The organism is Streptomyces sp. URMC 126, from assembly GCF_051386555.1.
Classification (GTDB): domain Bacteria; phylum Actinomycetota; class Actinomycetes; order Streptomycetales; family Streptomycetaceae; genus Streptomyces.
Genome location: NZ_JBPQTX010000362.1, coordinates 1 through 6,660, shown reverse-complemented (window position 1 = coordinate 6,660; position 6,660 = coordinate 1). Strand labels below are relative to the sequence as shown.

At 75.1% G+C, this 6,660-nt stretch carries 4 protein-coding genes; all 4 read left to right on the top strand.

Features of this window, described 5'->3' with window-relative positions:
* Positions 1-31: 31 nt before the first annotated feature.
* A complete protein-coding gene (gene iolB, locus ACSNOK_RS29160) occupies positions 32-907 on the top strand; it encodes a 5-deoxy-glucuronate isomerase (protein WP_436783790.1) in 876 nt (291 codons plus the stop codon).
* Complete coding sequence (gene iolD / locus ACSNOK_RS29155; RefSeq protein WP_436783789.1) at positions 904-2,811, top strand: 3D-(3,5/4)-trihydroxycyclohexane-1,2-dione acylhydrolase (decyclizing); 1,908 nt, start codon at positions 904-906, stop codon at positions 2,809-2,811. The genes iolB and iolD overlap by 4 nt, the downstream gene beginning before the upstream one ends.
* Before the next feature lie 187 nt (positions 2,812-2,998).
* Positions 2,999-4,504, top strand: coding sequence for a CoA-acylating methylmalonate-semialdehyde dehydrogenase (locus ACSNOK_RS29150; protein WP_436783788.1), 1,506 nt, complete (start codon positions 2,999-3,001; stop codon positions 4,502-4,504).
* A gap of 108 nt (positions 4,505-4,612) precedes the next feature.
* The coding region (locus ACSNOK_RS29145; protein WP_436783787.1) for an FUSC family protein at positions 4,613-6,660 on the top strand (2,048 nt) is incomplete at its 3' end.

Sequence of the window (6,660 nt, the reverse complement as noted above, 5' to 3'; positions counted from 1 at the left end):
CCCCCCCCCCGACGCGAGGAGTACGCGCCCCATGACCCACCTCCCGGCCGGCAGCGCCGCCCGCGGTCCCTACGCGCTGGACGTCGACCCCGCCCGCGCCGGGTGGGACCGCTCGGCGCTGCGGGTCCTCGCCCTCCCGCCCGGCGGGGCCCACACCTTCGCCACCGGCGACAGCGAATGGATCTTGCTGCCGTTGGCGGGCGGCTGCACGGTCGCCGTCCTCGACACGGCGACCTTCACCCTGCGCGGGCGGGACAGTGTGTTCACCGCCGTCACCGACTTCGCGTACGTCCCACGGGACGCGCGCGTCACCGTGACCGCGCCGGCGGGCGGGCGGTTCGCGCTCGCCGGGGCCCGCTGCGAGCAGCGCTTCCCCGCCCGTTACGGGCCCGCCCCGGCCGTCCCCGTCGAACTGCGCGGCGCGGGCGGCTGTTCGCGGCAGGTCAACAACTTCGCGGCGGCGGACGTGTTCGCCTGCGACCGGCTGATCGCCGTCGAGGTGCTCACACCCGGCGGCAACTGGTCCTCGTACCCGCCGCACAAGCACGACGAGGACCGGCCGGGGGAGGAGTCCCGGCTGGAGGAGATCTACTACTTCGAGATCGCCCCGGGCCCCGGCGGCCGACCCGGCCTCGGCTACCAGCGGGTGTCGCCCTCCCGCACCGGGGGAACCGATGTCCTCGCGGAGGTCCGTACCGGTGACGCGGTGCTGATCCCCGACGGCTGGCACGGCCCGTCCGTCGCCGCGCCCGGCCACCCGATGTACTACCTCAACGTCATGGCGGGCCCCGGCCCCCGGGAGTGGCTGATCCGCGACCACCCCGACCACGCCTGGATCCGCGCCACCTGGCCCCGGCAGCCGGTCGACCCCCGGCTGCCGCTCTACCCGGCGGGAGACGCCCGATGACCCCACGGACCGGAGGGAACACACGGACCGGCCGGACCCGGCGGCTGACCGTCGCCCAGGCCCTGGTGGAGTTCCTGGCCCACCAGTACAGCGAGCGCGACGGGCGGCGCCACCGGCTGATCGCCGCCTGCTGGGGCATCTTCGGGCACGGCAACGTCGCCGGCGTCGGTCAGGCGCTGCTGGAGACCGGCCGCGACCGCATGCCGTTCCACCAGGGACGCAACGAACAGGCCATGGTCCACGCGGCCGTCGGCTACGCCCGGACGGCGGACCGGCTCTCCACGCACGCCGTCACCACGTCCATCGGCCCCGGCGCCACCAACCTCGTCACCGGTGCCGCCCTCGCGACCGTCAACCACCTGCCCGTCCTGCTGCTCCCCGGCGACACCTTCGCGACCCGGCCCGCCGACCCCGTACTCCAGCAGCTCGAACACCCGGGTGCCGGGGACGTGTCCGTCAACGACTGCCTGCGGCCGGTGTCCCGGTGGTTCGACCGGATCACCCGCCCCGAGGCACTGGTCCCGGCCGCGTTCCAGGCGATGCGCGTCCTCGCCGACCCGGTGGAGACGGGCGCGGTGACCCTCGCCCTGCCCCAGGACGTCCAGGCGGAGGCGTACGACTGGCCGGAGGAGTTCTTCGCCGACCGGTTCTGGCACGTCCGCCGCCCCGCCCCCGACCCGGCGGCCGTGGCGGAGGCGGCGGCCGTCGTCCGGTCGGCGCGCAGACCGCTGTTGCTCTGTGGCGGCGGGGTACGGCACAGCGGCGCGGAGGAGGCGCTGCGCTCGCTCTCCGAGGCGACGGGCATTCCGATGGCCTTCACGCAGTCCGGCAAGGGCGCCGTGCACCACGCGACGCGCACGGACGTCGGCGGCATAGGGCACACCGGAACGGCCGTCGCCGACGCGCTGGCCCGGACGGCGGACGTGGTCGTCGGCGTCGGCACCCGCTACACCGACTTCACCACCGCCTCCTCCACCCTCTTCGCCGCCCCCGGCGTCCGCTTCGTCAACCTCAACCTCTCGTCCGCCGACGCCCACAAGCTCGCCGGCCTCGCCGTCACGGCCGACGCGCGGGCGGGGCTGGAGGCGCTGGCGGGGGAACTGGACGGCTACCGGGTGCCGGAGGAGTACGGACGGGAGTACGCCGAGGGGCGGGCGGCGTGGGACCGGGAGGTGGAACGCGCCTTCGCCCCGCACCCGGACCCGTCCGCCCGTCCGACGCAGGCCCAGGTGCTGGGCGCGCTCGACCGGCTCGCGGACGGTACGGACGTCCTCGTCAACGCGGCCGGCTCGCTCCCCGGCGACCTGCACAAGCTGTGGCGCTCGCGCGGCGGCGACTACCACGTCGAATACGGCTACTCCTGCATGGGCTACGAGATCCCGGCCGCGATCGGCGTCCGGCTGGCGGGCCGCGGCCCGGTGTGGGCGCTGGTGGGCGACGGCACGTATCTGATGATGCCGACAGAGCTGGTGACGGCGGTGCAGGAGGGGCTGGACATCAAGGTGGTGATCCTTCAGAACCACGGCTACGCGTCGATCGGCGGTCTGTCGCGGGCGGTGGGCGCGGAGGGATTCGGCACGGCGTACCGGCGGTTGGCGCCGGACGGTACGTACACCGGCGACCCGCTCCCGGTCGACCTGGCCGCCAACGCCGCCTCCCTCGGCCTCGACGTCCTCCGCGTCCGGGCGGCCGGCGAGCTGGACGAGGCGCTGGCGGCGGCGCGGGCGGCGACGCGGCCCACATGTGTCCACGTGGAGACCGCGACGCCCGACAGTGTGCCGGGCGCGCCGCCCGCCCAGGCGTGGTGGGATGTGCCCGTCGCCCGCACCGCGACCCGCCCGGCCGCCGTCCGGGCGCGGGAGGAGTACGAGCGGGCGGCGGCGGCCCGTCGCCGCCATCTGTGAGGGGCGGGAGCGTCGGCGGCGCGTGGGCGAGGACGGGGCAGGGCACGGCACGGCAACAGGCCAGGGACGGGCGCGGCACGGCACGGCACCGGTGAGCACGGGACCGGCGAGGACGGAGGAACACCGGGGCGCCGCCGCGCCCCGGCGGCTCCCGAGGCGCCGGCCCGGAGACGAAGGAGCGTTGGAGATGACGTCGGAGACGAAGACCGTCAACCACTGGATCGGCGGCCGGCCCGTCGAGGGCACGTCCGGCGCGTACGGGCCGGTCACCGACCCGGCGACGGGCGAGGTGACGACGCGGGTCGCGCTGGCGTCGGCGGAGGAGGTGGACGCCGCGGTGGCGGCGGCGAAGACCGCGTACGCCACGTGGGGGACGTCCTCGCTGGCCACCAGGACGTCCGTCCTCTTCGCCTACCGCGCCCTGCTCGACGCGCGCCGCGAGGACCTGGCCCGGCTGATCACCGCCGAGCACGGCAAGGTGCACGCCGACGCGCTCGGCGAGGTCGCGCGCGGTCTGGAGATCGTGGAGCTGGCCTGCGGGATCACGACCCAGCTCAAGGGCGAGCTGTCGACGCAGGTGTCCAACCGGGTGGACGTGGCCGCGATCCGGCAGCCGCTGGGCGTGGTGGCGGGCATCACGCCGTTCAACTTCCCGGCGATGGTGCCGATGTGGATGTTCCCGCTGGCGATCGCGTGCGGCAACACGTTCGTGCTGAAGCCGAGCGAGAAGGACCCGTCGGCGGCGCTGCTGCTGGCGGAGCTGGCCGCGGAGGCCGGGCTTCCGGAGGGCGTGCTCAACGTCGTCAACGGCGACCGGGTGGCGGTGGAGCGGCTGCTGGAGCACCCGGACGTGGCCGCCGTCTCGTTCGTCGGCTCGACGCCGATCGCCCGGCACATCCACGCCACCGCCTCCGCGCACGGCAAGCGCGTCCAGGCGCTCGGCGGCGCCAAGAACCACATGCTCGTCCTGCCCGACGCCGACCTGGACGCCGCGGCGGACGCCGCCGTGTCGGCCGCGTACGGCTCGGCGGGGGAGCGCTGCATGGCCGTCTCGGCGGTGGTGGCGGTCGGCGACACGGGCGACGCGCTGGTCGCGAAGATCCGCGACCGCGCCGAGAAGATCAAGATCGGGCCGGGTTCCGACCCCACGTCCGAGATGGGCCCGCTGATCACCGCCGAGCACCGCGACCGCGTCGCCTCGTACGTGACGGGCGCGGCGGCGCAGGGGGCGGAGGTCGTCCTCGACGGCACCGGCTTCACGGTCGAGGGGTACGAGAAGGGCCACTGGATCGGCCTGTCGCTGCTCGACAAGGTGTCGCCGGAGTCGGACGCGTACCGCGACGAGATCTTCGGCCCGGTGCTGTGCGTGCTGCGCGCGGAGACGTACGAGGAGGGGGTGGCCCTGATCAACGCCTCCCCGTGGGGCAACGGCACCGCCGTCTTCACCCGGGACGGGGGCGCCGCCCGCCGCTTCCAACTGGAGGTGCAGGCGGGGATGGTGGGCGTGAACGTGCCGATTCCGGTGCCGGTGGGCTACCACTCGTTCGGCGGCTGGAAGGACTCCCTCTTCGGGGACCACCACATCTACGGCAACGACGGCGTCCACTTCTACACGCGCGGCAAGGTCGTGACGACGCGGTGGCCGGACCCGGAGGACGGCGGGGTGGATCTGGGATTCCCGAGCCACAAGTAGACGGCAGGGGGAAACCGCGGAGGGTTTGCCCCGCGGGACACGTGAGAGGGAGGGGGCGGGGCAAACGCCCTGCTGGAACCAGCCCCTCCGGAACGTAAGCTCGTGATCATGCCCTGGTTGAGCGCCCTGAAGGAGACCGCCCGCTCCGGGCTGACCGTCGAGCGGGCGACGCTCGAACCCCTGGTCGCCCTCCGCAGTACGGCGGGCGTGGCGATCGTCATGGCCCTCATGCTCACCTTCGGCAGTCCCGCGTTGGCCGTCTCCTCCGCGTTCGGCGCGTTCGCCGCCGGCCTCGCGACGTTTCAGCGCAGCTGGCGGCCGAGGCCGGTGCTGGCGCTCGGAGTGGCGGTCGGGCTGGCCGTCAGTACGTTCCTCGGCTACCTGGCCGCTTACAGCCACGTCCTGTTCCTGCTGCTGCTGGCCGCCTGGACGCTGCTGGCGGGCATGGCGTGGGCGGTGGGGCCGGTGTCGGGGCTCGTCGCCACGCAGACGGTCGCGGTGATGCTGATCACCGTGACCCTGCCGACGTCCGTCGCGGGCGCGGCCGAACACGCGGGGCTGATCGCCGTCGGCGGCTTGGTGCAGGCGCTGCTCATCGTGGTGTTCCCGATCAGACCGTGGGGCCGGCAACGGGACGCGCTCGCCGACGCGCTGGCCGCCGAGGCGGACTACGCGCGCCGGCTGCGGCACGATCCGGTGGCGCACTTCGACCCGCAGCCGCTGATGGAGGCGCGCAACGCGGCGGCGGTCACGCCCCGCCAGGCGCGCAGCCGCCCGCGCCAGCTCGGCGGCCCGCGCGGGCTCGCGGAGCGGTTGCGTCCGGTGCTGGCGGCGCTCGCCGACCCGGTCGTCGGCGCGCCGCCCGAGGGCCCGGAACGCGACCGGGTCCGCGACCTGCTGGGCGCCGCCGCGACCGTCCTCGACGCCGTCGCCCGCTCGGTCCGCCGGGGCGGCCCCGTCCGGCTGCCGCCGGAGGCGCTGGACGTGCTCCGGGTGCCGGAGTCGGGGCCGATGCTCACGGGCCCGGCGCGCCGTTCCGCGTACCGGCTGATCGCGCTGCTCGGCGACGTGGTCGAGGGCAGCGACGAACCGGTACGGGAGGAGCGCCGGACGGCGGCGGGGGCGGCGACGGCGGGGTCGGTGACGGCGTCGACGGCGGGTTCCGCGTCGGCTGATTCCGATTCGACCGGCCGTTCAGCCCAGCCTGCCGCGCCTACCGCGCCTACCGGGTCCTCCACCTCGGCTCCGTCCTCGGCCTCCGCCTCCCCTCCGCCCTCCACTTCCGATCCGTCGGCCGGTCGTCCGCCGGAGCAGTACCGCCACCTTCTCCGTCCGACCGTCCACCGGCTGATCCCCCTCGCCCTCCGGGCGGTCCGGCGCGAGGCGCGCTGGTCGTCGCCGATCGGCCGGCACGCGGTCCGGCTGTCGGCGGTCGCGAGCGTGGGGTACATCCTGGGGACGGCGCTGCCCCTCGGGCACGGTTACTGGGCGCCCATGGCCTCCGTGATGATCATGCGGCCGGACTTCGCGCAGACGTACTCGCGGGGCGTCGCCCGCTTCGTCGGGACGGTCGTCGGCGTCCTCGTCGGCGCGGCCGTGACCGCCCTGCTGCACCCGGACCCGTATGTGTGTGCGGGGCTGGCGGTGGCCTGCGTCGGGTTGCTGTACCTGTTCACGGGCGCGGGGTACATCGTCGCGTCGGCGTGTGTCGGCGGGTACGTGGTGTTCCTGCTGGGGGTGGTGGGGGAGGGGTGGTCGCAGACCGTCCAGGCGCGGGTGGCCCTGACCCTGCTGGGCGGACTGCTGGCCATGGCGGCGTACGCCCTGTTCCCCGTCTGGGAGACGCGCCGGCTCCGCGACCGGCTTGCGGAGTGGTTGCGCGCCAACGGCGAGTACACCCTTGCCGTCCTCACCGCCCACGCGGACCCTGCGGGACGCAGCCCGCGCCGCGTCCGTGAGGCCCTGCTGGACGCGCGCGCGGCACGGCGCGAGTGGGAGGACACGGCGGAACGCGCCCAGAAGGAACCCGTCCGCCACCGCGGCCTCTCCCGCAGCGCCGAACGCGCCGCGGAGTCCGCACTCGCGACGATGGGCCGCGTCACGATGCTCATGGAAGCCCACCTCCCGGAGCCGGACGCCCCGCCCTCCCCCGGCTG

Coding starts and splice junctions, on each gene's coding strand:
- iolB (WP_436783790.1), top strand. CDS start 32: ATGACCCACCTCCCGGCCGGCAGCGCCGCCCGCGGTCCCTACGCGCTG.
- iolD (WP_436783789.1), top strand. CDS start 904: ATGACCCCACGGACCGGAGGGAACACACGGACCGGCCGGACCCGGCGG.
- ACSNOK_RS29150 (WP_436783788.1), top strand. CDS start 2,999: ATGACGTCGGAGACGAAGACCGTCAACCACTGGATCGGCGGCCGGCCC.